Origin of the sequence: Dysgonomonas sp. HGC4 (assembly GCF_001261715.1) — a bacterium.
GTDB lineage: Bacteria > Bacteroidota > Bacteroidia > Bacteroidales > Dysgonomonadaceae > Dysgonomonas_A.
The window spans coordinates 20,534-45,120 of sequence record NZ_CVRU01000017.1 but is presented as its reverse complement, the minus strand read 5'-3'; the positions used below and the strand labels follow the sequence as shown (position 1 = coordinate 45,120).

The following is a 24,587-nucleotide window of genomic DNA, read 5'->3' as shown; positions in this document are numbered from 1 at the left end:
AACATTGCATTAATACTTACTGTTACTTAATATAAAACAAGAAAACCATGCCTTCATTAGCAGCAATCTCCAAAATAGATTTCCCTTTCAAAACAGATCAACAAGACGTAAAGGAATATGCGAAAAAATTATTTGCTGTGTCCTTTCCCGAAGTAGAAAGAATGCTAAGTACGTTCGATCATACAGAAATTGCAACAAGAAATCTTTGCAAACCACTCGACTACTATTCCCAAGTACATACTTTTCAAGATCAGAATCTCGAATATATTCGGCTAACCCTCGAATATTCCGTTGATGCCATTGAAAAATGTATATCTTCTGCACAAATCAACAAAGATGATATTACCGATATTATTTTTGTGTCTACCACCGGCCTAGCCACGCCTAGTATGGATGCACTTATAATCAACAAAATGAGACTTAATCAGCATATCAATCATATGGCTATTTTTGGGTTAGGTTGTGGAGGCGGTGTTTCAGGGTATGCAAAAGCTTGTACTTTAGCAAAAGCTAATAACGATGCTGTAGTACTTTTGGTTACTGCCGAATTATGCTCTTTGACTTTTCTGCGTGATGATTTCAGTAAAAGTAACTTTATAGGAGCCAGCTTATTTGCTGATGGAGTTGCAGCCTGCCTCATCATGGGAGACAACCATACAAAAAAAGAAAATGAAATTACATTCGTAGATAATCAAAGTAAGTTATATTTTGACACTCTTGATATTATGGGATGGGACTTTGGAAACAATGGCTTTAAAGTTTTATTTTCATCCGGCATCCCCTCTATTATTGCTCAGAATGTAAGAAACGACGTCACTTCATTCTTGGCTAAGAATCAATTAGAGTTAGCGGATATTAAGAACTTCATCTTCCATCCGGGAGGTAAAAAAGTACTCACAGCTTATCAGGAAGCACTTGCCATAGAGGGCGATTTTCTGAAAACCACACGCGAGATAATGCAAGGTTATGGTAATATGTCAAGTTCGACCGTATTGTACGTATTAGAAAAATTCTTTAGTAAAGGTTTTGAGAATGGTTATGGCTTAATGATGTCAATGGGCCCCGGCTTCTCTTGTGAGATGGTTTTACTTCAAATGAGAAAATAAACTTCACAACACTTTACAGTATGATATTTACCTTTTTTATCTTATTTATTATCCTATTACGGATTGCAGAACTACTCCTTGCCCGAAAGAATGAACAATGGTTGTTACAAAATGGGGCAATAGAATATGGACAAAAGCACTACCCTTTCATTGTAGCACTTCACATCCTTTTTATTATCTCTTTAATTATTGAATACTCCATTGTTGGAGTGTCAGCTTATAGTTTGCCGCTGCTTATTTTATTTTTTGTGCTCTTGGCTTTAAAAGTCTGGATTATTTTTTCACTGGGTAAATTCTGGAATACAAAGATCTATCGAGTAGCACATTTTCCTTTGGTAAAGAAAGGTCCTTATAAATACATTAAACATCCTAATTATATTATAGTCATTGCCGAAATCGTAATTATACCCCTTATATTTCATCTGTATTACACAGCAATTATCTTTACTTTGCTCAATGGATTAATGTTAGCTTTAAGAATCAGAGAAGAAAACAAAGCTCTGAATCTTTAATCTTATAATTTGATCAAAAGGTAATCTCGGAAATAGTAGAAACAGATACAATTGAGAATTAAGAATATTGGAACAAGAATTTTAAACTTCACATGCTTAGTCTTGTGATGAAAGACATACATTCCTAAAAAAGCTCCTATAGCTCCCCATAAAAAGGAACTAAGGAGCAATGTTTTTTCACTAATTCTATACTTATTAGTCTTTGCTTTACGTTTATCCGATCCATATAGAAAGAAAACAACGATATTCCAGATAATCAGAAAATAGAAGATATACATATAATTAAATTATACTGATTTTAGACTTTCATCCCAATTAGCTCATTCTATTCTTATAATCTGTATAGTCGAATTCTTTATATATCTCAAGTTTGTTATCTTGATGCCACAAAGCAAGAGCCGGGTGAGATATTCCATTAAACATTGTTGTCTTAACGATGGTGTAATGAATCATATCCTCAAATACAATTTTATCTCCTATTCCTAGAGGTTCGTCAAAAGACCAATCACCCATAAAATCGCCACTTAAACAGCTATTACCTCCCATTCGATAAGTAGGCTTACCTTCCACCGGATCGTGGTATGCTCCTCTGATTTTTGGCTTATATGGCATCTCTAAACAATCGGGCATATGACACGCAAAAGAAACATCCAGAATTGCAGTTTTTATTCCTTGATTCTCCACTACATCTATAACCGTCGAAACCAAAACACCGGTTTGCCAAGCAAAAGCACTTCCCGGCTCCATTATGATTTCAAGATGCGGGTACTTCTCCTTTAAAGCCAATAACAACTTAACAAGATGCTCTACATCATAATCATCACGAGTCATTAAATGTCCACCACCCATATTCAACCATTTAGCTTGCTTAAGCCATTTATCAAATTTAGCTGTCACTACATTTAATGTCTTTTCCAAATCATAAGAAGAAGACTCACACAACGTATGGAAATGCAATCCCTCAACACCTTCAGGTAAACAATTACCCAAAGCTTCAGGTGTTACACCAAAACGAGAGCCGGGAGCACATGGGTTGTACAAATCTGTTTCAACTTCCGAATATTCGGGATTGATACGTATTCCACACGACACTTTATTTCCATCAGCTTCAACCTGAGGGTAGAATCTCTCAAATTGAGTTAAAGAATTAAATGTAATATGATTACTATATTTTAGAAATGTTGGAAAATTTTCATTTGTATAAGCGGGCGAGAATGTATGTGCCGGACTCTTCATTTCCTCATAAGCCAACTGCGCTTCAAACACCGAGCTAGCAGTAGAATATGGTATATATTCTCTGATAATAGGAAAAGACTTCCACATAGCAAAAGCCTTAAATGCCAATATTATATTGACACCTGTACGATCTTTTACCGATTTTATCAACGATAAATTCTTACGTAACAATTCCTCTTCCATCACAAAACATGGCGAGGGTACTTTATGTATTTCTATCATTTTTTATTTATAACTTATTTGAGAATACAAAGATATTAATAAAAAAATTGCTTTATCCTTTTGATCGGATAAAACAATTTTGAGGCTTTATTCAGCTATTACTATTATGAAACAATAACTATATATTAGATTCACAATCTATAATTATTCTTTCACCTAGGTAAGGAATAAAAAGATACATAAGCATTTATCTCACATTCGAAATACTTATAATATCTGAAAATACTCCGGCAGCAGTAACGCTTGCTCCCGCCCCATATCCTTTTATAATCATAGGATACTCGTTGTAACGTTCGGTTGTAATCTGAATTATATTGTTGCTTCCCTCCAGTTCATAGAACGGATGGCTCATATCTACTTCTTGTAAACCAACTCCGCATTCACCATCTTCATATTTAGCTACAAAACGAAGATGTTTCCCTTCAGCTTCCAGATTCTGACGTCTTTCTTCGAAGCCTTTATCTACTTCATTGATGCTACTCCAAAATTCATTGAGTGTTCCATCAAAATACTTCTGAGGCACAAAAAGTTTCACTTTTACATCTTTTTGTTCCACTTTATGACCGGCTTCACGACTCAGAATAACCAATTTACGGATTACATCTTGTCCACATAGATCAACACGAGGATCGGGCTCGGCATATCCTGCCTCCTTAGCCATCTTTACAGCCTTACTAAATGGAATATCTTTACTTATAGTATTGAATATAAAATTAAGCGTACCTGATAATACTGCTTCTATTTTTATAATCTTATCTCCCGAATTGGTAAGGGAATTCATTGTATTTATAATAGGAAGACCTGCTCCTACATTTGTTTCAAATAAAAACTTCACATTCCGCTCACGAGCCGTATTTTTCAATTTCAAATAGTTCTCATAAGGAGAAGATGCGGCAATCTTATTTGCAGTAACAACCGATACATTATTTGCCAACAATCCATCATATAACGACGCAACAGCCTCACTTGCTGTACAGTCAACAAATACGGCATTAAAGATATTCATATCCAATATCTTATCCTGTAAGATACTTGGAGAACTGGTTATGCCCTCTTTATCCAAAAGTTCTCTATAATTATCCAGATCAATACCCTCACGACAGAACAATGCTTTACGTCCGTTTGCTATACCGGCCACATTCAATTTGAGAGAATATTGTTGTTTCAATTTAGGTTGCTGCTTTTTTATCTGTTCAATTAAATGACCTCCGACAATACCCGTACCTCCAACAATAAACAAATTCAAAACCTTATATTCTGATAGGAAGAATGAATCGTGAATAGAATTCAGAGCTTTCCTCAAATATTTATTTTTAATAACAAAAGAGATATTTACCTCCGAAGCTCCCTGAGCACAAGCAACTACACTAATACCGCTTTTACCTAAAGTTTCGAATAGTTTCCCTGCAATACCGGGAGTATATTTCATGTTTTCTCCAACAATAGAAACCGTTGCCAGATCTCGCTCCAACTGTACTCTATTGATACTACCCAAAGCTATCTCGTTCGCAAACTCATCTTCCAACACTTGTGCCGCCAAATCGGCATCCACAGAACGAACCCCAATTGATGTACTGTTTTCGGATGATGCTTGTGATACTAAAAAAACACTAATCGCATTTTTAGCCAAAGCTCTAAATATACGGTAGTTGACACCAATGATACCAACCATACCCAGTCCTTGAACCGTAAGCAGACAGGTGTCATCAATGGAAGAAATACCCTTTATCAATGCCTTACGCTTATTTTCACCCCCATCATGAGATATGAATGTTCCGGGTAATTCTGGATGGAAAGTATTCTTTATACGAATAGGTATATTCTTATGATAGACCGGAAATATTGTAGGCGGATATATCACCTTTGCACCAAAATTACATAATTCTGTAGCTTCGGTAAATGTCAGATGTTCTATCACATAAGCCCCACTAATCACCTTAGGATCAGCAGACATAAAGCCATCCACATCTGTCCATATTTCCAACACATCAGCATCTAAAGCCGAAGCGAATATAGCAGCTGTATAATCTGAACCACCTCTACCCAGATTGGTAATCTCATTTCGAGATTTGCATGCTGAGATAAAACCGGCAACTAATACTTTACCCGACGAAGTAGCAAAGGCATTCTTTATCAAAGAACTCGAAAGTTCTATATCAGGGGTATGTTTTCCAAAAGCTGAATTCGTTTTTATTAATTGAATAGCATCCAGATATTCAAAATCACCTAAAACATAGCTCACAATCAGAGAAGAAAGTCTCTCTCCATAACTTGCTATTTTATCGGATGTACGTTGCGACAAATCATTTATCAGATAAACCCCCTTGAATATATTACTAAGCTCATCCAATAGAACGTTAATTTTCGATACCAGATCAGCCTCAACCTTCTTATCAAAGTGTATCTCCTGAATTATCGTAAGGTGTCTTTCTATTATTTCTTTAAAGCTAGTCTCATACAAGGCATTACCATCTGCAGCAAGCAAAGAGGTAGCCATTAGCTTGTCCGTTATTCCTCCAAAAGCAGACGCGACAATCACTAAAGAGCCTTTCTCGGCATCTATTATCTTCTTTACATTCAATATGTTTTGAGCAGAACCTAAAGACGTTCCGCCAAATTTCATTACTTTCATAGCTCTGTCTTGTCTAAAATTTTATTCTTTTTTCTTTCAAAGATTCTGATAAAAGGTCTCAGACCTATTTATTTCCAAGTAGGTATAACAATTGTATTGTTACAACTCTAAAATATAGTATTAAATGATTCTATTTAATTCCCTTTATTGCTTATCAGTTGATAAGCTGTTGGTTTATGCTCTAAGGAAGAGCCTGGTAATTTCTTATAGTTACCAGTACTTACTGCTGCCGTTCGAGTTCTGCTAGCTCCTGTAATACTCGAAATTGCAACATTTAGCATGGTTTCATTCCTGTCACCTAAAGGTTTCATTCCTCCTTGAGTAAATAACAACTCAAAGTCATCTGCATCTATATCCGGATCAAATCCGGCATCATAATTAGACTCCTTATCTTTGTTATATGTTTTAAATGAAATTGGATGCAACACATAAGTATTTCGAGTATCATTATCCTTAGAAAGAGGAGATGAACCTACATTTTTACCCATTGTTGTTTCTCCTACAAGAACAATTTTCTTACCTGCTTCTTTAATGTACGGAGTCAGTGCATTTATAGTCATCTCACTTGCTGATGCTGTATTACCCGTTCCGATGATATAGATATTCTTCAATTGGTCTCCTAGCTTAGGTATCGAAGTTAAAGTGCCTCCGGTATTGAAATTTACAACATTATCAGTAAAATAGTCATATAAATAACTGTTTTTTGCAGCTGTAGACATAGCTTCTATTTGTGCTTGCTTAACCGAGTTATAACCACTTATCTGAAGTATATTCTTAGTACTTCTATTAGGAACCAATGCACTACACAAAACTTTGGCAGATTCGAGATAGCCTCCTAAGTTGTAACGTAAATCTAATACTAAATCTGTAACTCCCTGTTGCTGGAACTTAGTTAATATCTGAGCCATCTGTACATCATAAACGCGAGACGACTTATCTCCCATCTTATAGGAGTTATAAACCAAGTAACCTATTTTTTTATTATTCTCAACATAAATAGAATCCAAAAATATCGGATTTTCTTCATAATTATAAGTTATCGTTATTGTTTTAGCTGGCAAATTATTGCCAAAGCCCAATTTATAACTAGACTTATTTTGATACAAGATTGTCTGATAGTTATTCATCGTGATTGCCTGATCGTCCACTTTAAAAATAACATCTCCTCTCTTGAGCTCTCCTTGAGCCGCCACATTGGTTCCTTTATTTATATAAACCACAATAAAAGCAATTGGAGAATCAGCTAAAGATGTTCTAGCCGGAATATATTCAAAACCCAGATCAGACGATACTCCGTTATTATCAAGACTGGCTGATTTCAACATATTATCATGAGTGCTTTCTATTGTAGAGAATGTATATCCCTTTGTGCTTTCACGGGCATACAATAGGCTATTGAAAAAAGCTGTCGGATCCTGATCTAAATTAAGCTTACTTTCGTTCGGCATCTGATCACGCCACAGGTACCACTCATCCATCTGCTCATAAATCCATTTATTGACATATTCATTATCTGACAATGAAGAATTCCCTCCTCCATTATTGTCTTCATCATCCTTATCTTCACAAGAAGTAAAGGTGATCAGGCTCATGCAAGCCATTAGTAATAACGAATATCTGATCTTCATAAATATCTTTTTTAGAATGACTCTTCGGATTGATTATATCTGCTGTCTTGTGATTTACAGACTATCGCAAATATAAAGATTTAATCTTTGTTTACAAAATTAAGAAAACGATACACTTAGAAACACAAAAAGTGGCGAAATCAATAAAGATTCCGCCACTTTTCTATATTACTTAAATTCTAAGTCTTATTTTATTAATTAAGATCGATCAATTCTACTGAAGTTTCATTAGATCCTGGTCTTCTAGATAATGAAGTTTTCACTTCTTTGTCAATTCCTGCAGATCTTGTACCTGAAGCAGCTTCAAACTGATTTCCTTTGATCATATTAAGGATTTGAGAAAGAATAATCTCTTTGTCGGTACCCAATTCTCCTAAAAGAGTTGTATTCTCATTTAAATCAGCATTTGCTTGTACCTCTTTAATAATATGATTTGGAGTAAAACCATTCGCATAATTGTAGGTCTTATTTACATCTGCTAAATAGGACAAAGCAATTCGTAGATTCCACTGTTTTGTAACATCTTGAGTATTACTAGTTGCAACAGGGCGTCCTTTAGTCTGCTCTCCAACCAATATAATTTCTTTATTATATGCTTTCAAAGCATTAATAAGAGCTTCCGATGCACCTGCAGTAGATTGCCCTGTAATTATATATATCTTTTCTAATTGATCGCCCAACTTAGGTATAGCAGTATTTCCCCCTGTTTTCTCTAAAAATTTTAAAGGAATATTTGGGTTAGCTAAATCAGCTCGGAATAATTGCTCTATAAAAGCTTTACTAGTATCACGATTCTTTACTAAAGCACTTCCTAAAGCCTGAATAGCAGAAACACTTCCGCCTGAATTATAACGAACATCAAATACTAGAGTTGTTACTTTTTCATTATTGAACTTGGTCAATTGAGCAGCTAAAGCATTATCATAAGTATAATCACCAGTCTTAGTACCCGAAGAAAAATGATTATATAGTACATAGCCCACTTTTTGAGCTCCTGCAGTTAATGTTTTTGCAGTGTGCAATGGAGCTTCAACATAATTACCATATGGTGTTATAGTGATCTTTCTCTCTGCTACAATCTGAGGGGTTCTGATCATTAAATCAACGGCTTTTCCATCTTTGTATGCATCATATAATAATGTTGGTGCATTAGCAGCAGTAACGGCTTCGCCGTTAACAGTTGTAATATACAACCCTCTTAAAAGGTATTCAGCAGCAACAGTACGTGGTTTTACATATAAAATTACGTAATAAGTTATTACTTTACCTGGATTTGCATCATCTCTATAATTGTTAATCGCATACTCAAACCCTGGATCATAAACAGTACCTGCTTGACCACTTACCGGTGATATTTTTGAATATGTATACTTATTACCATTATCAGTGTAAACATCTTTTGCATTTAGCAATGACCCAAAGAAAGGCTCTGTCGCCTGATATAAATTAGGTTCAGTAGGTAATGCCCAAAGGTAATTTCTGGTCATTATCCCCAAAATGTCTTCATTAACAACTGGAGTAATCGGTTCTGTCTTTGGCTCATCACTGCCACAAGACACCATAAACATAGTCCCTAAAACAATAGTAAGTATTGTAAAAAGTTTCTTTCTCATATTTTCTTTACGTATTATAATTAATGCTGGGTGTAAAAATACGTATTTTATTTATTCCTACCAAATTAGCTCCCCTTTTCCCTGACGGGTTATAGTAGGCTCTCCATCAGTACAATCAACTATGGTTGAAGCATCTAAACCTCCATATCCCCCATCAACAACAAGATCTACTATTTTTTCATACCTTTCCTCTATAAGTTCTGGATCTGTTGAGTACTCAATAATTTCATCGTCATTTTTAACAGATGTTGTCAAAACCGGATTACCCAGAATCCTTACAATTTCTCTGATTATATTATTATCGGGGATCCTTATTCCTACTGTCTTTTTATCCTTATATATCTTAGGCAATGATGAAGTTGTATTAAGCAGGAAGGTAAAAGCCCCTGGAAGATTCTTCTTCATAAGCTTAAATGTAGAGGTATCCACTTTGGCATATTCACTGATATTACTTAAATCATAGCAAATAATAGACAAATTACTCTTTGCCGGATTGATACCTTTCATTTTACAAATTTTCTCTACAGCCCTTACATTCAGAGCGTCGCACCCAATAGCATAAACAGTATCGGTCGGATAAATAACCAACCCTCCATCCTGCAACACCTTCACAACTTTATCGATTTCCTTCTGATTCGGATTCTCGGGATATATCTTTATTAACATAATTATTACTAAACTTTTTCTTATTACCGAAAAGGAATCCTTTTCAGACTGTTTTACATTTCTTTACAACTTCGCAAATATAATAAAAAAAAGAGACAGAAAACGCTTGTTTTCTGCCTCTTAAGGCTTACCGCCTTCTATTTTTTATTATAGGAATAAATCCTAGCTTATTTGTTTGCATTAAACTCGTCCATCACGGCAGCAGTTAATCCCATATTAGAGAAACCTCCATCGTGAAACAGATTTTGCATAGTTACCTTGCGAGTCAAATCCGAGAACATAACGATACAATAATCGGCACACTCTTCAGCATTAGCATTTCCTAAGGGTGACATTTTTTCGGCGAATTCAAGAAATCCACCCATACCTCCGATACCTGCTCCAGCAGTAGTCATTGTAGGAGATTGCGAGATAGTATTCACACGTACACCTTTATCACGTCCATATACATAACCAAAGCTACGACCGATTGATTCTAGCAACGATTTTGCATCAGCCATATCATTATATCCTGCAAAAGTACGTTGTGCAGCAATATGAGTAAGAGCTAAAACTGAACCGCCTTCTGCAATTGCATCCATTTTTTTCGCAACTTGCATCATTTTGTGAAACGATACAGCCGAAATATCTAATGTTTTATCTAAAAACTTATAATCTAAATCATCGTAATCGCGTCCTTTACGTACGTTTGGAGACATACCTATTGAGTGAAGAACAAAGTCAATTTTACCACCAAGAATCTCTTGTGATCTAGCAAAAACTTGCTCTAAATCTTCTACAATTGTAGCATCAGCAGGAATCACTTCTGTTTTTAACTTGTCAGCCAACGCATTAGTTTCTCCCATTCTCATAGCCATAGGAGTATTTGATAATGTAATTGTTGCTCCTTGCTCTACAGCTTTTTCTGCAACTTTCCATGCTATTGACATTTCATTTAGAGCTCCAAAGATGATACCTCTTTTGCCCTTTAATAAGTTATGACTCATTTTTATTTTTCTATTAGTGAATAATATTCTTTTTTGATTGTTGAATGGCACAAAAATACTAAAAATGTGCAATTATAGATTGCTTTTTTTACAAAATTTCATAAACAAATACATATCAACATTTTACACCCACAATATACGTACATATCATATATATTATTACATTGCAATTAAGGAGAATCTATATTTTTAATTAAAGAAAAAGAGAAAGTAAGTTTCGAATCAATTTTTATTCAATAGAGTCATCCTAAAAATAAGATATCTCAATACTTATATTACGAGCTAAAAAAGCTACAATAATTAATATATCAGTTCTCTCTTTCTTACTTTCTCTATTATACATAAGAGGAAAGTGGATATTTTATATTTTCAAAAACAGAAGAGCCACTTATTGGCATTATCCAAAATTGAAACATATACTCTTAATCAATCAGCAGCAGCAGTTTTTATCAATCCTTAGAATAAAAGCTACCAACTGAAACAAACTTAATGACAGACACAAATCCTGATATACCGACTCCAAATAAGCTAGCATAGACTGAACATAATTCGCTCTATTCTACAAAAGAAATCAATAGATATATTTGCATATGCAATAAATTAATATTTATCTTTGTTTCTGTAAAATACCTTTTTATGCTACTAATGAAATATCGATTAACAAATATATTAAGCAACAACAATCTAGAATTTAACTTTTTAGATTTGGATATTTGCGTCGAAACACTAGAGAGAGAGAGAGAGAGAGAGAGAGAGACTAGATAACAAACAGGTTTACTATAAAAAATTTACAGACGGAGTTTTTCGTCTTTTTTTGTTTGCGCATAAAAATAGCGCATCCTTTCAAATTTTACAATATTTCCCCAATAAATACATTTCAAGTTGTTTCGGTAAACGTTTTCGTTTAGCTGGTTTGTTTTTTGTTGTCGTTCAAAATCAAGATGAATCAACCGTTTACCCATGTCACAACTATACTCGACAGCAGCGTGTAGCGATTACACGCTGCTGTCTTTCGTATTCAACTCACACTAAAAACATTATAAAAATGAAAACATCCTTTTCAATCATCTTCAGCTTGCTCCTCACTGGGCTTTGCCAAGCTCAAGTGGGGATTAACACTAACACCCCTCTAGCAATGCTTGACGTAATCACTACAGGAAATACTGCTTCAAGCAAAGCTCTAAAAGTTGTAAATTCTGATGAAAAAGAAATCCTAACAATCTTCAACGATGGAAAAATTGGGATAGGAGTCGCCAATCCTATAACCCACTTAGATGTTAGAGATGGAGGAATTGCACCCATAATCGCCGTAGGAGAAACAAACCAAAGCGCATCTGATGCCAAAGCCGGAGCTTTGATGTATAAATCCGACGCGAAAACTCTATCCTATTCAAACAACACTCAATGGAATGATCTTTCCGCAAATGCTCCTCGAGCCTATGTCATAGCCAACCTTGATGGCTCAACCCAAACTTTCACTCAAAATACAAGAACACAAGTTCAATATTGGAACGAATCAGTAGACAACACCAACAACTTCAATCCAACAACTGGAGTGTTTACGGCTTCCAAAACTGGAATCTACACGGCCACCCTTATTCTAACCTTGAACGATGGAGCTATTGCTGCCAAAAGCTATATCGAAGCACAATGGCTAGCATCAAATGGCATGAGCATGAAAAGTATCACAACCTTCAACACAGCAGCAACGAGTCTACCCGGAAGTGTTTTATGTTCGGCAAGTTTTCATCTGACGACTAACGAAACTCTAACTGCATCTATTTGGCAAAATCTTGCAGCAAGCAAATCATTAAAGAGTGGCTACAACAACTTAACCATAATAGAAAATTAATATGAGACTCTTCCTTTTTATTATCAGCACAACCTCAATGCTACTAGTCGCAACTAATTCAATAGGGCAAACTGTAGGCATCAACACAATCAATCCACTAGCAACATTAGACATTATTGCATCTACAGAGAAGACAGCTTCTGCTAAAGTTCTAAAAGTAACCAATTCGAATGCTACAGAAATAGCGACTACCACTAATCTAGGTAGATTTGGCTCTCTTAATTCATCACCAGCTACACGACTCGACATTCGTAACCCTTCCAACAACTCAAGCATAGGTATTGGCACCACATCAATCACAGCCGCTACTATTGGTGCAGGAGCTATAAGATATGACCCTAGCACAGAAATGCTACAATACTCAGATGGCGTACAATGGATGTCGCTAGTTACATCAGAAGCTAGAACCTGCATTATAGCTAACAATGGGAATGCGACCGTACAATTTCCAAATAACACTTCTACCACTATCACTAAATGGACTACAACATACGACGCCAATAATAATTTCAATCCAACGACCGGCATATTTACTGCACCAAAAGATGGTGTTTACACTGCCTGCTTTATGATATTGTGCCGAACAATAACTGTGAATGCCAATAGTTATATTCAAGCCACATTGATATCTGAAAGAAGTAGTTTGAAATGGATCAACGCATACTCGTCTAGCGGAAGTATTTACCCAAGCATAGTAGGCTCAGGCTCATTCGCCCTGCAAAAAGGTGAAACTTTACGCATAAATGTATCTCATAATGTTGGCGCCACTTGCCAGATATGGACTAATGAGCGATTTACAAACTTGGCTATTGTTGCTGAATAACCAGACAGTCCGAAAGAAATAATCAAATTAAAAGAATAATATGAAACGATTAGTTTGCTCTTTTATCATAGTCATTATAATAGCATTCAATATTAATGCTCAAATAGGGATAAACACAGAAGACATTTCTGCTGCAACAATAAATATTGTATCACAAGGAAATACATCCACAACAAAGACCATAAAAATAACTGACTCTAACAATATGAATATTCTAACATTAACCGATGAAGGAAATTTAGGCTTAGGCATTGATAATCCTAGTACAAAAATTGATCTGCGATCAACCTCACGAATAGACAATGCAATTGGCATTGGCTATACAACAATGACAGCCAGCGACGCGATGGCAGGCGCAATAAGATACAACCCCTTAATAACTAATGGAGCAATACAATACTCCGATGGCAACAAATGGATAACATTACAAAACCAACCACCTAAAGCATTGGTTATTGCTCAAAATAGCACACAGCAATCCTTCATTAATTTAGGGACAGCAGGTGTTCCTATTACAAATTGGACAAAAACATTTGACCAAAACAATGATTTTAACGCCGCAACCGGCATCTTTACAGCTAGAAGGTCAGGAATTTACTCTGTATCATCGTCTCTAGTTTTCAAAATCGGTAATATCACCGCAGGACCAACTAGCCAAGTCGAACTTTCTCACGATGGAGGAGCTTCTGCTACCGCTTCCACTCTTGTAGGATATACAAGCAGTGTAAACGGTGTACCATTGACCATATCCTGTAAAAGTTTTCATTATCTGGCTCAAAATGGCACCTTGAAAATAACAATTTATCAATCAACCGGATATACTCAAGCTTTATCAGGAGATAAAACTCAAAACACCTTAACAATTTCCGAAATGTAATAAATTGATCTTTTTTTTGTTTTTATCATTGAAACTCTTACCTTTGCCTCCCGAAAAAGAAAGGAGGTTTTGATTAATACTTAGAGTAACATATAATATAAGGTATAGAAGTGCATTAGAAACACAGCACATCTAGGGCTATTCATTAATAATGATGAATACCTCGTTATTTTAAAAAATCAAAACAAAATTTTTCTCAAATCGAAATTTAAAACAAAAAATTATGATAGTTGTTCCTATAAAAGAAGGTGAAAACATCGAAAAAGCACTTAAAAAATTCAAAAGAAAATTCGAAAAAACTGGTGTTGTAAAAGAATTGAGACGCCGTCAAGCTTTCGAAAAGCCTTCTATTACAAATAGAAAACAAAGAATACACGCTGCATACGTACAAAAACTTCACCAAATCGAAGATTAAAACATTTGTATTTATAACAACGATTGCATAACTTCGTCACTCATCCCATAAAGGAAAAGAATGGCGACAGTCGATAAATATATAGAATATCTCCGTTATGAAAAGAACTACTCTTCTCATACGGAGATTTCTTATTATACAGACCTTGTCCAGTTCAAAAACTTTATAGAGACGTATTATCCAGAAGTAGAATTAGAATCCGTAGACGGAGACATCGTTAGGGCATGGATTATCTCCTTGATGGAAAGTAAAACATCTGCCCGATCAGTAAATAGGAAACTCAGTTCTTTGAAGTCATTTTATCGCTATCTCCAAAAAATGGGACAAACATCAATAAGCCCACTCAAGAAAATTAGCGGACCCAAAGCTAAAAAGCCGATACCTTCGTTCGTAAACTATTCAGACATGGAAAAAGTGCTTGATCTCGAAGTTCAAGACAATGATTACGAATCGTTCCGAGACAAAGTAATTCTCGAACTATTCTATGTAACAGGAATGCGGAGAGCCGAACTTATTGGATTAACAGATAAAGATGTGGATCTTTACGCAGGAAACATACGAGTCACCGGAAAACGCAACAAACAGCGTATCATACCTATTAGTAAAAACACAATAGCATTGATCGACTCCTATATAGAAATTCGCAATAATAATTTCGAGAACCAAACCGCCGCCTTCTTTGTTAAGAAAGATGGAGAGCCAATCTACCCCATGCTAATCCACCGGGTAGTCAGCAACCACCTCAAATGGATTCCCACTTTAGCGAAAGCGAGTCCACACGTATTACGTCATTCCTTTGCAACAGGAATGCTTAATAATGGAGCTGACATAAATGCTGTAAAAGAATTGCTAGGACACTCGAGCCTAGCATCAACAGAAATTTATACACATACGTCTTTTGACGAACTGAAAAAGATATACAATAAAGCTCATCCTCGAGCATAAATTATTAAAACAAAAGGAGGAATCATGATGGACATTAAAATTCAAGCTCTACATTTCGATGCTGCTGATAAACTTAGAGAGTTTATCCAAAAGAAAGTTACTAAACTTGAAAAATATTCAGACGACATATTAAGTGCAGATATTATACTTAAAGTTGTAAAGCCCGAAACTAGCAATAACAAAGACGCTTCAATAAAGCTAAACGTCAAGAGCGATGAGCTTTACGCTAACAAAACAGCTGAAAGTTTCGAAGAAGCAATCGATTTATGCACAGAGGCTTTAGAGAAACAACTCATCAAGTACAAAGAAAAAGTGCAGTCTAAGTAAAAATTACTGATATTTTCTTGGGACTTAAGAAATTTCTTTCTATTTTTGTCGCCGTTTCGCATAAAGCACATCTGCGAAGCGGCGATTATTTTTTTAAGAATAATCAAGCCTATGCCTCTTTAGCTCAGTTGGCCAGAGCACGTGATTTGTAATCTCGGGGTCGTTGGTTCGAATCCGACAAGAGGCTCAAAAGAAAGGGCAGTTACCAGAGTGGCCAAATGGGTCTGACTGTAACTCAGATAGCGTAAGCTTACGGTGGTTCGAATCCATCACTGCCCACTCTTTTTATCGCGAAAGTAGCTCAGTTGATAGAGCATCAGCCTTCCAAGCTGAGGGTCGCGGGTTTGAGCCCCGTCTTTCGCTCTCATCGCCAATGTAGCTCAGTTGGTAGAGCACTTCCTTGGTAAGGAAGAGGTCACGGGTTCAAGTCCCGTCATAGGCTCTAGAGATTGCGGCAGGCAATGTTATAAAAAGTGATTTATTGTCACTTATAGAAAAGAATTTAAAAAGCAATCATTAATTAATAATAAGTACACTTTATTATGGCAAAAGAACATTTTAACCGGTCGAAACCACACGTTAATATCGGTACAATCGGTCACGTTGACCACGGTAAAACTACTCTTACTGCTGCTATCACTAAAGTATTAGCAGATAAAGGGTTCTCTGAAGCTAGATCATTTGACCAAATTGATAATGCTCCTGAAGAAAAAGAACGTGGTATCACTATCAATACTTCTCACGTAGAATATCAAACAGCTAATCGTCACTACGCTCACGTTGACTGTCCAGGTCACGCTGACTACGTAAAGAACATGGTTACTGGTGCTGCACAAATGGACGGTGCTATCATTGTAGTTGCTGCAACTGATGGTCCTATGCCTCAAACTCGTGAGCACATCCTTCTAGCACGTCAGGTAAACGTACCTCGTCTAGTTGTATTCATGAACAAATGCGATATCGTTGAAGACGAAGAAATGTTGGAACTAGTTGAAATGGAAATGAGAGAACTTCTTTCATTCTACAATTTCGACGGTGACAATACTCCAGTTATCCGTGGATCTGCTCTTGGAGCATTAAACGGTGTTGAGCCTTGGGTTAGCCAAGTTATGGAGCTTATGAACGCTGTTGATACTTGGATTGAATTACCTCCACGTGATGTTGACAAACCATTCCTTATGCCAGTTGAGGACGTATTCTCGATCACAGGTCGTGGTACTGTAGCAACAGGTCGTATCGAAACAGGTATCATCAAAACAAGTGAAGAAGTTCAAATCATCGGTCTTGGATCAGAAGGAAAAAAATCAGTAGTAACTGGTGTTGAAATGTTCCGTAAAATCCTAGACGAAGGTCAAGCTGGTGATAACGTAGGTTTATTACTTCGTGGTGTTGACAAAGACGATATCAAACGTGGTATGGTTATAACTCACCCAGGAAAAGTAACACCTCACACTACATTCAAAGCTGAGGTATATATCTTGAAAAAAGAAGAAGGTGGACGTCACACTCCATTCCACAACAAATACCGTCCTCAATTCTACATCCGTACATTAGATGTTACAGGTGAAATCACTCTTCCAGAAGGAACAGACATGGTAATGCCTGGTGATAACTTAACAATCAATGTAGAATTGATCTACCCAGTAGCATGTAACGTAGGTCTACGTTTCGCAATCCGCGAAGGTGGTCGTACAGTAGGTGCTGGTCAGATTACAGAAATTATTGATTAATTATTTAATCAAAAAATAAAGCCAAGTCGGCTATAATCATATAGCCGACTTTATTTACGGGTTTAGCTCAGTTGGTAGAGCACTGGTCTCCAAAACCAGGTGTCGGGAGTTCGAGTCTCTCAACCCGTGCAAATCTCTTAATGGGTAATGAAAAAAATAATTCAATACGTAAAAGACTCATATAACGAACTTGTACACAAGGTTTCTTGGCCTACACGTACAGAGCTCACGAGCAGTGCTGTTGTTGTTATGATAGCTTCCTTTATTATGGCACTAATAGTATTTGGGATAGACTCTGTTTTCGAATGGGCACTTAAGTATTTTTACAATCTTGTATAATAATCCTCTTTAATTTATTAAAATGACTGAAATCGAAAAGAAATGGTACGTATTGCGTGCTGTTAGCGGAAAAGAAAATAAGGTCAAAGAGTATCTTGAGGCGGAAATAAAGAAAACCGAGTTAGGAAAATACATTTCTCAAGTTCTTATACCTACCGAAAAGACTTATATCATGCGTAACGGGAAGAAGGTTCTTAAAGAAAGAGCTTACCTCCCTGGATATATTTTGATAGAAGCTGCTTTGGTGGGTGAAGTTGTGCATGAACTTCGCAACATTAATTATGTTGCCGGTTTTCTTCCAAATGCCACTAATCCGCAACCGTTGAGCCAATCTGAGGTAAACCGCATTTTGGGAACAATGGATGAGTTAGATGAGCAAGCCGAAGAAATGGATGTTCAATATATCGTTGGTGAAACAGTGAAGGTCAATAATGGACCATTCAACGGCTTCTCTGGTATTATTGAAGAAGTGAACGCAGAGAAAAAGAAACTCAAAGTGATGGTGAAAATATTCGGACGGAAAACTCCTCTCGAATTGAATTACTTACAAGTCGAAAAAGAACAATAAATTTGGTTACGCATTTTTTATTGATTTTCCACTAAGTTTTAAACAAAAACAAAAAAATTTAAAACAAAAATGGCTAAAGAAATTGCTGGACAATTAAAATTACAAATTAAAGGCGGTGCAGCAAATCCATCTCCTCCCGTAGGACCTGCTTTAGGTTCTAAAGGGATCAACATCATGGATTTTTGCAAGCAATTTAATGCCAGAACTCAAGACAAAGCAGGCAAGATATTACCAGTTGTAATAACTTACTATGCTGATAAGTCATTTGATTTTATAATCAAAAATCCTCCTGTAGCAATACAACTACTTGAGCTTACTAAGCTTAAAAGTGGTTCTGCTGAACCTAACCGTAAAAAAATCGCTGAAGTAACTTGGGATCAAGTACAAGTTATAGCAGAAGATAAAATGGGTGATTTGAATTGTTTTACAATCGAATCGGCTATGAAAATGGTTGCTGGAACAGCAAGAAGTATGGGGATCACTGTAAAAGGGGCTTTCCCTGATGTTAAATAATAAACTTCAATTGAGAAATGGGTAAACTTACAAAAAATCAAAAGTTAGCTTTTAGCAAAATTGAAGCAGGGAAATCTTATTCACTTAAGGAAGCATCTGAACTTGTAAAAGAAATTACTACAAGTAAATTTGATGCATCTGTTGACGTAGATGTACGTCTAGGTGTAGATCCACGTAAAGCTAACCAGATGGTAAGAGGTGTAGTATCTCTTCCTCATGGAACAGGAAAACAAGTTAGAGTTCTTGTATTATGTTCGCCAGACGCCGAAGCTGCTGCTAAAGAAGCTGGTGCAGACCATGTTGGTCTTGATGAATATATCGAAAAAATAAAAGGTGGCTGGACTGATATTGATGTTATCATCACTCAACCTGCCATTATGGGTAAAATCGGAGCTTTAGGTCGTGTATTAGGTCCTCGTGGTCTTATGCCGAATCCAAAGAGCGGTACTGTAACTGTTGACGTAGCGAAAGCCGTTACTGAGGTTAAAGCAGGTAAGATTGACTTTAAGGTTGATAAAACAGGTATTATCCATGCATCTATAGGCAAAGTATCATTTACTGCTGATCAAATCAAAGATAATGCTAAAGAATTTATCAATACGCTTATCAAATTGAAACCTAGTTCGGCAAAAGGTACTTATGTGAAGAGTGTATTTCTTTCTAGCACTATGAGTCCGGGTATTAAAATCGACCCTAAATCAGTAGACGAAAACTAATTAAAACTACGGAATTATGAGAAAGGAAGACAAAAGCACCATTATAGATACCATTGCAGCTACGATAAAAGGATATGATTACTTTTATTTAACTGATATCTCTACACTAAATGCAGCTAAAACCAGCGCTTTAAGAGCTGAATGCTACAAGAGTGATATCAAACTAATGGTAGTAAAAAATACCTTGTTGCAAAAAGCACTAGAATCATTAGATACTGATTATTCTGAATTGACTCCTGTCTTGAAAGGTAACACAGCTATCATGCTTTCTAACGTAGCAAATGCTCCTGCTAAATTAATAGATAAATATAGCAAAGAAGGTATACCAAGTCTTAAGGCTGCATACGTGCAAGAAAGCTTCTATATTGGAGCTGAAAATCTTAAGGCATTAGTAAATGTTAAGAGTAAAAATGAACTTATTGGTGAAGTTATCGGATTGTTACAATCACCAATCAAGAACGTTGTATCTGCTCTTCAATCAGGTGGTAACACCATCCACGGAGTACTTGAGACTCTATCGAAAAGATAAATTAAACAAAAGAAGTAATAACAATTTTAATACATACAAAAATGGCAGACGTAAAAGCTATTGCTGAACAACTAGTAAATTTGACAGTTAAAGAAGTTAGCGAATTGGCTGAAACTCTTAAAACAGAATACGGTATCGAACCAGCTGCTGCAGCTGTTGCTGTTGCTGCTCCTGCTGCTGCTGCAGAGGCTGCTGAAGAAAAAACAGCATTTGATGTTGTTTTGAAATCTGCAGGTGCAAACAAACTAGCTATAGTAAAAGCTGTTAAAGAACTTACAGGTTTAGGTTTAAAAGAAGCTAAGGATCTAGTAGATGCTGCTCCTTCAGAATTGAAAAAAGGTGTTAGCAAAGACGAAGCTGATGCATTGAAAAAACAACTGGAAGAAGCGGGAGCTGAAGTTGAACTTAAATAAAACAAAAAGATCCTGTTAATCAGGATGTTGGTTGAGAACCTTCTTTGAAAGGAGGTTCTTGACCTTTTTGCGTCAAAAGTAATTAGTTCAAAAAAAAGAGTATTCCATGTCTTCAACTACAACAAATCAAAGAATCAACTTTGCTTCAATAAAAAATCCTCTTCAGTACCCTGATTTTCTTGAAGTACAATTAAAGTCTTTCAGAGACTTTTTACAGCTTGATACACCTCCTGAAAAAAGAAAGAAAGAAGGCTTATATAAAGTTTTTGCTGAGAATTTTCCAATTGCTGATACTCGCAACAACTTTGTATTAGAATTTTTGGACTACTATATCGATCCTCCTCGCTACACTATTGATGAGTGTGTTGAGAGAGGCTTAACGTATAGTGTTCCTCTTAAAGCAAAGCTAAAACTTTACTGTACGGACCCCGATCACGAGGATTTCGATACAGTAATTCAAGACGTATACCTTGGACTAATTCCATACATGACAGAGAAAGGTACTTTTGTCATCAATGGAGCTGAGCGTGTAGTTGTATCGCAACTTCACCGTTCGCCAGGTGTATTCTTTGGACAAAGTGTACATGCCAATGGTACTAAACTGTATTCTGCACGTATCATTCCATTCAAGGGTTCTTGGATAGAATTTGCTACAGACATCAACAGTGTCATGTATGCGTATATCGACAGAAAAAAGAAATTACCGGTAACTACTCTGCTTAGAGCTATCGGTTTTGAAAGTGATAAAGATATTCTCGAAATATTTGACCTTGCCGAGGAAATTAAAGTTAATAAGCAAAATCTAAAAAAGATAGAGGGACGCAGGCTTGCTGCTCGTATCCTTAAGACGTGGATGGAAGATTTTGTAGATGAAGATACTGGTGAGGTTACTTCTATTGAACGAAACGAAGTTATCATCGAGCGTGAAACCATCGTTGAGAAAGACCATATGGATGCTATTCTTGACTCTGGTGTAGGTTCGATACTATTGCATAAGAGCAATCAAAATGCTTCGGATTATACAATAATCTATAACACTTTACAAAAAGACCCTAGTAACTCAGAAATCGATGCGGTTCGTCATATTTACCGACAACTGCGTAGTGCTGAGCCTGCTGATGATACTAGCGCACGCGAAGTTATCAACAGTTTATTCTTCTCTGAGAAACGTTACGATTTAGGAGAAGTAGGTCGATATAGAATAAACAAAAAACTTGGTTTAAATACGAGCGTAGATGTTCGTGTTTTGACTAAAGAAGATATAATTGAAATTATAAAGTACTTAATTGAGCTTATCAACTCTAAAGCAATTGTAGATGATATTGACCACTTAAGTAATAGACGTGTACGTACTGTAGGAGAACAACTTTACAACCAGTTTGGAGTTGGTCTTAACCGTATGGCTCGTATCATTCGTGAAAGAATGAATGTCCGCGACAATGAGGTGTTCACTCCTATTGACTTGATCAATGCGAAAACAATTTCATCTGTTGTCAATACATTCTTCGGAACGAATGCTTTGTCTCAGTTCATGGATCAAACCAATCCTCTAGCTGAGATTACTCACAAACGTCGTATGTCGGCACTTGGACCAGGTGGTCTTTCTCGTGAAAGAGCAGGTTTCGAGGTGCGTGACGTTCACTTTACTCACTACGGTCGTTTGTGTCCTATTGAAACTCCTGAGGGACCTAATATCGGTCTTATCTCTTCTCTTTGTGTTTATGCAAAAATCAACGAGCTTGGATTCATTGAGACTCCATATCGTAAGGTTACTAATAACAAAGTAGATCTTTCTGAAGATGGTATCATATACCTTGCTGCGGAAGAGGAAGAAGAAAAAATTATCGCTCAAGGAAATGCTCCTTTAGATGATAACGGTAGTTTCATTAATACTCGTGTAAAAGCTCGTCAGGATGCCGACTATCCCGTAGTTGGTCCTGAGGAAATCGAATTAATGGACGTATCACCAACTCAGATTGCATCTATTGCAGCATCTTTGATTCCTTTCTTGGAGCATGATGATGCCAACCGTGCACTGATGGGATCTAATATGATGCGCCAGGCAGTTCCTTTACTTCGTACTGAAGCTCCTATTGTGGGTACAGGTATCGAAGGTTTGCTTATTAAAGATTCTCGTACACAAATCGTGGCCGAAGGTCCTGGTGAAATTGTGTATGTGGATGCGAGTACAATCAAAATTAAATATGACCGTACAGATGACGAAGAATTTATAAGCTTCGATAGTGCTGTTAAGACATATATAGTACCTAAATTCAGAAAGACTAACCAGAATACAACTATTGACCTTAGACCAACATGTCAAAAAGGACAACGTGTAGTAGCAGGTGATATTCTTACCGAAGGTTATTCTACTGAAGATGGTGAACTTGCAATCGGAAAGAACCTTAAGGTTGCTTTCATGCCTTGGAAAGGTTATAACTTTGAGGATGCTATCGTATTGAATGAGCGTATCGTTCGTGAAGACGTATTTACATCTGTTCACGTAGAAGAGTTTTCTCTTGATGTACGTGATACTAAACGTGGGGTTGAAGAATTAACTTCTGATATTCCTAACGTTAGCGAAGAAGCAACTAAAGACTTGGATGAAAGAGGAATCGTTCGCATAGGAGCTCGTGTAGGTCCTGGTGACATTCTTATCGGTAAGATTACTCCTAAAGGAGAATCTGATCCTTCACCTGAGGAAAAATTACTTCGTGCAATATTCGGTGACAAAGCCGGCGATGTGAAAGATGCTTCTTTGAAAGCTTCTCCATCATTGAAAGGTGTTGTTATTGGAACCAATTTGTTCTCTAAAGCGGCTAAAAAAGGAAAAACAAAACTTTCGAGTAAAGCGTTACTTCCTAAATTAGACGAAGAGTACGAAGAAAAAATGGCTAAACAAAAAACTATTTTAGTTGATAAGCTATTGGTTCTTACTGAAGGTAAAGCATCTCAAGGAGTAAAAGATTATTTGAATACAGATGTTATCGCTAAGGGTGCTAAATTCACAAAATCGGCACTTGACAGCATCGACTTCGAATCGATTCAAGTTAGTAACTGGACTACTGATGATAATAAAAACGAGCTTATAAAGAGCGTAATTGTAAATTATCTACGTAAGTATAAAGAACTTGACGCTGAACTGAAACGTAAACGTTTCGATCTTACAATCGGTGATGAACTTCCATCGGGTATTGTACAAATCGCAAAAGTATACGTAGCTAAAAAACGTAAAGTACAAGTAGGTGATAAGATGGCAGGACGTCACGGTAATAAAGGTATCGTGTCTCGTATCGTTCGTCAAGAAGATATGCCATTCTTAGCAGACGGAACAGCTGTTGATATTGTATTGAATCCACTGGGTGTACCTTCTCGTATGAACCTTGGACAGATATTCGAAACCGTACTTGGTTGGGCAGGAAAAGAATTAGGTGTAAAATTTGCAACTCCTATCTTTGATGGTGCTAGTCTTGATGATCTTAATGATTGGACAGACAAAGCCGGTGTGCCTCGCTACGGTAAAGCATATCTGCACGATGGTGGTACAGGAGACCGTTTTGACCAAACTGCAACTGTAGGTATTATCTACATGCTGAAACTAGGTCACATGGTTGAAGACAAGATGCACGCTCGTTCTATCGGACCATACTCACTTATTACGCAACAACCTCTTGGAGGTAAAGCTCAATTCGGGGGTCAACGTTTCGGAGAGATGGAGGTTTGGGCACTTGAAGCATTTGGTGCTGCTCACATCTTACAAGAAATACTTACAATCAAGTCGGATGACGTTATGGGACGCTCTAAAGCTTATGAAGCTATTGTTAAGGGCGAACCAATGCCACAACCGGGTATACCTGAATCATTAAATGTATTACTACATGAAATGAGAGGTCTTGGTTTGAGCGTAACTCTTGATTAATAAAACATAGGATTGTGGAG

Annotated in this window: 23 protein-coding genes and 5 tRNA genes; 21 read left to right on the top strand and 7 right to left on the bottom strand. The window is 36.6% G+C overall.

Annotation, left to right across the window (positions count from 1 at the left end):
* The first annotated feature begins 47 nt into the window (after positions 1-47).
* The gene (locus HGC4_RS01470) at positions 48-1,106 is read left to right on the top strand and encodes a type III polyketide synthase (RefSeq protein ID WP_050708339.1); all 1,059 of its coding nucleotides are present in this window, start codon (positions 48-50) and stop codon (positions 1,104-1,106) included.
* A 20-nt stretch (positions 1,107-1,126) separates the two neighbouring features.
* Positions 1,127-1,618, top strand: a complete 492-nt coding sequence (locus tag HGC4_RS01465) for an isoprenylcysteine carboxyl methyltransferase family protein (protein ID WP_050708338.1) — start codon at positions 1,127-1,129, stop codon at positions 1,616-1,618.
* Between the two features lie 2 nt (positions 1,619-1,620).
* Here the strand turns inward: HGC4_RS01465 and HGC4_RS18300 are convergent, their stop codons facing one another.
* From HGC4_RS18300 to HGC4_RS01435, 7 genes are all read right to left on the bottom strand, one after another.
* Complete coding sequence (locus HGC4_RS18300; RefSeq protein WP_082204031.1) at positions 1,621-1,896, bottom strand: DUF1294 domain-containing protein; 276 nt, start codon at positions 1,894-1,896, stop codon at positions 1,621-1,623.
* Between the two features lie 37 nt (positions 1,897-1,933).
* Positions 1,934-3,076: a carboxynorspermidine decarboxylase gene (gene nspC, locus HGC4_RS01460; RefSeq protein ID WP_050708337.1), complete on the bottom strand. Its 1,143-nt coding sequence runs from the start codon at positions 3,074-3,076 to the stop codon at positions 1,934-1,936.
* Positions 3,077-3,263: 187 nt separating this feature from the next.
* Entirely contained in the window at positions 3,264-5,708 is a 2,445-nt protein-coding gene (gene thrA, locus HGC4_RS01455; RefSeq protein ID WP_050708336.1) for a bifunctional aspartate kinase/homoserine dehydrogenase I, read from the bottom strand.
* A 134-nt stretch (positions 5,709-5,842) separates the two neighbouring features.
* A complete protein-coding gene (locus HGC4_RS01450) occupies positions 5,843-7,336 on the bottom strand; it encodes a S41 family peptidase (protein ID WP_050708335.1) in 1,494 nt (497 codons plus the stop codon).
* Positions 7,337-7,530: 194 nt separating this feature from the next.
* The gene (locus tag HGC4_RS01445) at positions 7,531-8,949 is read right to left on the bottom strand and encodes a S41 family peptidase (protein ID WP_050708334.1); all 1,419 of its coding nucleotides are present in this window, start codon (positions 8,947-8,949) and stop codon (positions 7,531-7,533) included.
* 57 nt (positions 8,950-9,006) lie between these two features.
* The gene (locus tag HGC4_RS01440) at positions 9,007-9,615 is read right to left on the bottom strand and encodes an L-threonylcarbamoyladenylate synthase (protein ID WP_050708333.1); all 609 of its coding nucleotides are present in this window, start codon (positions 9,613-9,615) and stop codon (positions 9,007-9,009) included.
* A 167-nt stretch (positions 9,616-9,782) separates the two neighbouring features.
* The gene (locus tag HGC4_RS01435; RefSeq protein ID WP_050708332.1) at positions 9,783-10,601 is read right to left on the bottom strand and encodes an enoyl-ACP reductase FabI; all 819 of its coding nucleotides are present in this window, start codon (positions 10,599-10,601) and stop codon (positions 9,783-9,785) included.
* Positions 10,602-11,646: 1,045 nt separating this feature from the next.
* On the opposite strand from HGC4_RS01435, the gene HGC4_RS01430 reads away from it, so the two are divergent.
* The 19 genes from HGC4_RS01430 to rpoB all read left to right on the top strand — a co-directional run bounded on the left by HGC4_RS01430 (position 11,647) and on the right by rpoB (position 24,567).
* Positions 11,647-12,453 (top strand): hypothetical protein, encoded by an 807-nt coding sequence (locus HGC4_RS01430; RefSeq protein ID WP_050708331.1) that lies wholly within the window; start codon positions 11,647-11,649, stop codon positions 12,451-12,453.
* A gap of 1 nt (position 12,454) precedes the next feature.
* Complete coding sequence (locus HGC4_RS18555) at positions 12,455-13,276, top strand: complement C1q domain-containing protein (RefSeq protein WP_157258062.1); 822 nt, start codon at positions 12,455-12,457, stop codon at positions 13,274-13,276.
* Positions 13,277-13,316: 40 nt separating this feature from the next.
* On the top strand, positions 13,317-14,153 hold the full coding sequence (locus HGC4_RS01420; protein WP_050708329.1) for a hypothetical protein: 837 nt from the start codon (positions 13,317-13,319) through the stop codon (positions 14,151-14,153).
* A gap of 223 nt (positions 14,154-14,376) precedes the next feature.
* A complete protein-coding gene (gene rpsU / locus HGC4_RS01415; protein WP_050708328.1) occupies positions 14,377-14,568 on the top strand; it encodes a 30S ribosomal protein S21 in 192 nt (63 codons plus the stop codon).
* Positions 14,569-14,628: 60 nt separating this feature from the next.
* Entirely contained in the window at positions 14,629-15,513 is an 885-nt protein-coding gene (locus HGC4_RS01410) for a tyrosine-type recombinase/integrase (protein WP_050708327.1), read from the top strand.
* A gap of 27 nt (positions 15,514-15,540) precedes the next feature.
* Entirely contained in the window at positions 15,541-15,840 is a 300-nt protein-coding gene (hpf, locus tag HGC4_RS01405; RefSeq protein ID WP_050708368.1) for a ribosome hibernation-promoting factor, HPF/YfiA family, read from the top strand.
* Between the two features lie 113 nt (positions 15,841-15,953).
* A tRNA-Thr gene (locus tag HGC4_RS01400) sits at positions 15,954-16,027 on the top strand.
* A 9-nt stretch (positions 16,028-16,036) separates the two neighbouring features.
* Positions 16,037-16,119: transfer RNA gene (locus HGC4_RS01395), tRNA-Tyr, on the top strand.
* Positions 16,120-16,130: 11 nt separating this feature from the next.
* A tRNA-Gly gene (locus HGC4_RS01390) sits at positions 16,131-16,203 on the top strand.
* A gap of 6 nt (positions 16,204-16,209) precedes the next feature.
* Positions 16,210-16,282: transfer RNA gene (locus HGC4_RS01385), tRNA-Thr, on the top strand.
* A 100-nt stretch (positions 16,283-16,382) separates the two neighbouring features.
* Positions 16,383-17,570, top strand: a complete 1,188-nt coding sequence (gene tuf / locus HGC4_RS01380; RefSeq protein WP_050708326.1) for an elongation factor Tu — start codon at positions 16,383-16,385, stop codon at positions 17,568-17,570.
* A 56-nt stretch (positions 17,571-17,626) separates the two neighbouring features.
* Positions 17,627-17,699: transfer RNA gene (locus tag HGC4_RS01375), tRNA-Trp, on the top strand.
* 18 nt (positions 17,700-17,717) lie between these two features.
* The gene (gene secE / locus HGC4_RS01370) at positions 17,718-17,909 is read left to right on the top strand and encodes a preprotein translocase subunit SecE (RefSeq protein ID WP_050708325.1); all 192 of its coding nucleotides are present in this window, start codon (positions 17,718-17,720) and stop codon (positions 17,907-17,909) included.
* Positions 17,910-17,931: 22 nt separating this feature from the next.
* Positions 17,932-18,477 carry a transcription termination/antitermination protein NusG gene (nusG, locus tag HGC4_RS01365; protein WP_050708324.1) on the top strand — a complete coding sequence of 182 codons (546 nt, stop codon included), beginning with the start codon at positions 17,932-17,934 and terminating at the stop codon, positions 18,475-18,477.
* Positions 18,478-18,546: 69 nt separating this feature from the next.
* Positions 18,547-18,990 (top strand): 50S ribosomal protein L11, encoded by a 444-nt coding sequence (gene rplK / locus HGC4_RS01360; RefSeq protein ID WP_050708323.1) that lies wholly within the window; start codon positions 18,547-18,549, stop codon positions 18,988-18,990.
* Between the two features lie 17 nt (positions 18,991-19,007).
* Positions 19,008-19,706 (top strand): 50S ribosomal protein L1, encoded by a 699-nt coding sequence (gene rplA, locus HGC4_RS01355; protein ID WP_050708322.1) that lies wholly within the window; start codon positions 19,008-19,010, stop codon positions 19,704-19,706.
* Between the two features lie 16 nt (positions 19,707-19,722).
* Entirely contained in the window at positions 19,723-20,235 is a 513-nt protein-coding gene (gene rplJ / locus HGC4_RS01350; RefSeq protein ID WP_050708321.1) for a 50S ribosomal protein L10, read from the top strand.
* 41 nt (positions 20,236-20,276) lie between these two features.
* On the top strand, positions 20,277-20,648 hold the full coding sequence (gene rplL / locus HGC4_RS01345) for a 50S ribosomal protein L7/L12 (protein WP_050708320.1): 372 nt from the start codon (positions 20,277-20,279) through the stop codon (positions 20,646-20,648).
* A gap of 106 nt (positions 20,649-20,754) precedes the next feature.
* A complete protein-coding gene (gene rpoB / locus HGC4_RS01340; protein WP_050708319.1) occupies positions 20,755-24,567 on the top strand; it encodes a DNA-directed RNA polymerase subunit beta in 3,813 nt (1,270 codons plus the stop codon).
* The last annotated feature ends 20 nt before the right edge of the window (positions 24,568-24,587 follow it).

Excerpts from the sequence above, each read along its gene's own strand:
- rplL (WP_050708320.1), top strand. The coding sequence starts at position 20,277 with ATGGCAGACGTAAAAGCTATTGCTGAACAACTAGTAAATTTGACAGTT.
- rpsU (WP_050708328.1), top strand. The coding sequence starts at position 14,377 with ATGATAGTTGTTCCTATAAAAGAAGGTGAAAACATCGAAAAAGCACTT.
- nspC (WP_050708337.1), bottom strand. The coding sequence starts at position 3,076 with ATGATAGAAATACATAAAGTACCCTCGCCATGTTTTGTGATGGAAGAG.
- rplA (WP_050708322.1), top strand. The coding sequence starts at position 19,008 with ATGGGTAAACTTACAAAAAATCAAAAGTTAGCTTTTAGCAAAATTGAA.
- HGC4_RS01430 (WP_050708331.1), top strand. The coding sequence starts at position 11,647 with ATGAAAACATCCTTTTCAATCATCTTCAGCTTGCTCCTCACTGGGCTT.
- HGC4_RS01450 (WP_050708335.1), bottom strand. The coding sequence starts at position 7,336 with ATGAAGATCAGATATTCGTTATTACTAATGGCTTGCATGAGCCTGATC.
- tuf (WP_050708326.1), top strand. The coding sequence starts at position 16,383 with ATGGCAAAAGAACATTTTAACCGGTCGAAACCACACGTTAATATCGGT.
- rplK (WP_050708323.1), top strand. The coding sequence starts at position 18,547 with ATGGCTAAAGAAATTGCTGGACAATTAAAATTACAAATTAAAGGCGGT.
- HGC4_RS01470 (WP_050708339.1), top strand. The coding sequence starts at position 48 with ATGCCTTCATTAGCAGCAATCTCCAAAATAGATTTCCCTTTCAAAACA.
- HGC4_RS01445 (WP_050708334.1), bottom strand. The coding sequence starts at position 8,949 with ATGAGAAAGAAACTTTTTACAATACTTACTATTGTTTTAGGGACTATG.
- HGC4_RS01410 (WP_050708327.1), top strand. The coding sequence starts at position 14,629 with ATGGCGACAGTCGATAAATATATAGAATATCTCCGTTATGAAAAGAAC.
- hpf (WP_050708368.1), top strand. The coding sequence starts at position 15,541 with ATGGACATTAAAATTCAAGCTCTACATTTCGATGCTGCTGATAAACTT.
- nusG (WP_050708324.1), top strand. The coding sequence starts at position 17,932 with ATGACTGAAATCGAAAAGAAATGGTACGTATTGCGTGCTGTTAGCGGA.
- HGC4_RS01440 (WP_050708333.1), bottom strand. The coding sequence starts at position 9,615 with ATGTTAATAAAGATATATCCCGAGAATCCGAATCAGAAGGAAATCGAT.
- HGC4_RS18555 (WP_157258062.1), top strand. The coding sequence starts at position 12,455 with ATGAGACTCTTCCTTTTTATTATCAGCACAACCTCAATGCTACTAGTC.
- HGC4_RS01420 (WP_050708329.1), top strand. The coding sequence starts at position 13,317 with ATGAAACGATTAGTTTGCTCTTTTATCATAGTCATTATAATAGCATTC.
- rplJ (WP_050708321.1), top strand. The coding sequence starts at position 19,723 with ATGAGAAAGGAAGACAAAAGCACCATTATAGATACCATTGCAGCTACG.
- secE (WP_050708325.1), top strand. The coding sequence starts at position 17,718 with ATGAAAAAAATAATTCAATACGTAAAAGACTCATATAACGAACTTGTA.
- HGC4_RS18300 (WP_082204031.1), bottom strand. The coding sequence starts at position 1,896 with ATGTATATCTTCTATTTTCTGATTATCTGGAATATCGTTGTTTTCTTT.
- rpoB (WP_050708319.1), top strand. The coding sequence starts at position 20,755 with ATGTCTTCAACTACAACAAATCAAAGAATCAACTTTGCTTCAATAAAA.
- HGC4_RS01465 (WP_050708338.1), top strand. The coding sequence starts at position 1,127 with ATGATATTTACCTTTTTTATCTTATTTATTATCCTATTACGGATTGCA.
- thrA (WP_050708336.1), bottom strand. The coding sequence starts at position 5,708 with ATGAAAGTAATGAAATTTGGCGGAACGTCTTTAGGTTCTGCTCAAAAC.
- HGC4_RS01435 (WP_050708332.1), bottom strand. The coding sequence starts at position 10,601 with ATGAGTCATAACTTATTAAAGGGCAAAAGAGGTATCATCTTTGGAGCT.